Here is a 2215-nt window from a genome sequence, read left to right on the forward strand (position 1 = left end):
CCGTGGGCGAGACGGTGTTCACCCTCGCCGGACCCCAGGCCCTGGTCCAGGACGCGCCGTCCGCTCCGGTCCCCTCCGCTTCGGGACCGGGAGCGCGCCGGGTGCCGGTGCGCGCGTTGCTCTACGGCGCTGCGCTCCTGGCGGCGCTGGCCGTGGCCGGGCTCTTGGCGACAGGCGGGGCAGAGAAGGCCGGGACGCAGGCCCCGGCCGGGTCTTCCGCTCCGCCCGCTCCACCCGCCCCTGCCGCTCCTGCCGCCCCTGCCGCCCCGGGTGCTCCGGCGCAGCCTCCGGCCTCCCCGGAGCAGGCCGCCGCCGAGGCCTCACGCGAGGCCGTGCGGCTGGGCCAGTTCCTCTACAACTCCGGCCAGCCCCGCAAGGCCGTGGACCACTGGCGCGAGGCCCTGCGCCTGGACCCGGGCAACGCCCAGGCCGCACGATTGCTCTCGCGCGCCGAAGCGGAACTGGACCAGCTGGTGGACAAGCATTACCGTCAGGCCCAGCTCGCCCTGCGCTACCAGCGCCTGGACGAGGCCCGGGCCGAGCTGCGCCTGGTGGTGGAGAACTCCCTCGACCCCCGCGACGAGCGCACCCGGGACAGCCTGCGCAAACTTGAAGAACTCGGAGGCAGATAGGCATGCTGGTTCTCACGGTCTCCCGATCAGGCGAGCACGTGGGCGAGGTGCGCGCCCCCGGGGACGCCCCCGTCACGCTGGGCGGCTCCGACGCCTGCACCCTGACCCTCCCGGACCCCGCCGTTGCCCGCGAGCACGCCGTCCTGGCCCCGGACGGCGGGCGCTGGGTGCTCACCAACCTGGCGGACGCCGGGCTCACGGTGAACGGCGAACCCGTGACCCAGCGCGTGGTGGCCGACGGCGACCTCCTGGGACTGGGGCCGTATCGCGTGATGGTCTCCCTCGGCCCGGACGCCGAATCCGTCCCGGCCCCGGCTCCGGCCCCGGCGCAGGGCGCGGTTTCTCCTCCGGCAGGGGCCTCCGCTGCCGCGGACACCGCTCTGTCCGCCGCCCCGGAGGTCTCCGCCGACGGCGCGTCCGCCACGTCCGCCGTCCAGGCCCCCGCCGCCGCCTCCGATGTGGCCCCCGGCGCGGCCCTCGGCGTCGAGCCCGCCGCCTCCGCCGCGACCGCTTACGGGGCCGCCTCCACCGCAGCTTCCGCCCCTGGGCGCGGGGCCGTCCCGGAGCCCGCGCCTTCCCAGGACAAGACCGTCTTCCGGCCCCGCCCCACCTTCACGGGGGAAGGCCCCAACGCCCTGGAGGTCTTCGAGGGGCCTGGGCAGGGGCTGGTGCGCCGCTTCGGAGACAGCCTGCGCATAGGGCGCGCCGCCGACTGCGACCTGGTGCTGGACGATCCTGGCGTCTCCCGCGCCCACGCGCTCCTGGAGCGCTCCGTCTCGGGCTGGGAGGTGCGCAGCCTGAACGAACGCAATCCCGTGACCCTGAACGGGGGGGCCGTGCTCCAGTCCCCGGTGAAGTCCGGCGACGTGCTGGGCGCGGGCAGCGCCCGGCTGCGCCTGGCCCTGGACGTGGCCGCGCCCGCCCAGCCGCCCCGTACGGCCCGGGCGGCCTCCGCGCCCGGGGGCGCGGCCTCGCGGCTGCGCGCCCTGCGTCTGCCGCCGGGGCTCCTCAAGGACCGCCGTGTGCTCCTTGCCGCCGGTGGGGGCCTCTTCGCGCTCCTGCTCCTGGCCTTCTTCCTCTCGGGGGGCGAGAAGTCCCCGGGAGACGACGTGCTCCAGGAGGTGCGCCGCAAGGAGCGCGCCCTGGACGAGACCGAGCAGGCCAGGCGCGTGGACTCCCTGCTGGCCCAGGGCCGCAAGCTGGCCGATCAGGGCGATACGGACCAGGCCCTGGCCCGCTACCAGTCCGTGCTGGAGATCGTCCCGGGCCACGCCCAGGCGGTCCAGGCCGTGGAGGAGTTGCGCGCCGCCCTGGCCCGGCGCGACGCCCAGGCCCGCGAGCGCGAGAGCGAGCAGGCCAAACGCCACCAGAAGATCGCCGGGCTCATCACGGAGGGCGATCGGCTCCTGGCCCAGGGGCGCTACGCCGAGGCCGCCGCCGTGGCCGCCAAGGCCCTGGAGGCAGCCCCGGACGACCGCGAGGCCGCCGACCTGCTGGCCAAGGCCAACCAGGCCGCCGAGACCGCCCGCCGCCAGGCCGAGGAGAAGGCCCGCCAGCAGGCCGAATCCCGGGCCAGGCTGCGC

Annotated in this window: 2 protein-coding genes; both read left to right on the top strand. The window is 76.6% G+C overall.

What is annotated here, in order from left to right; genetic code table 11:
* Positions 1–632, top strand: a 632-nt coding sequence (locus ACV4UX_RS18765; RefSeq protein ID WP_491594805.1) for a tetratricopeptide repeat protein, incomplete at its 5' end; no start/stop codon positions are given.
* Positions 633–634: 2 nt separating this feature from the next.
* On the top strand, positions 635–2215 hold a 1581-nt coding region (locus tag ACV4UX_RS18770), incomplete at its 3' end, for an FHA domain-containing protein (protein WP_491594806.1).

The organism is Fundidesulfovibrio sp. (assembly GCF_058402725.1).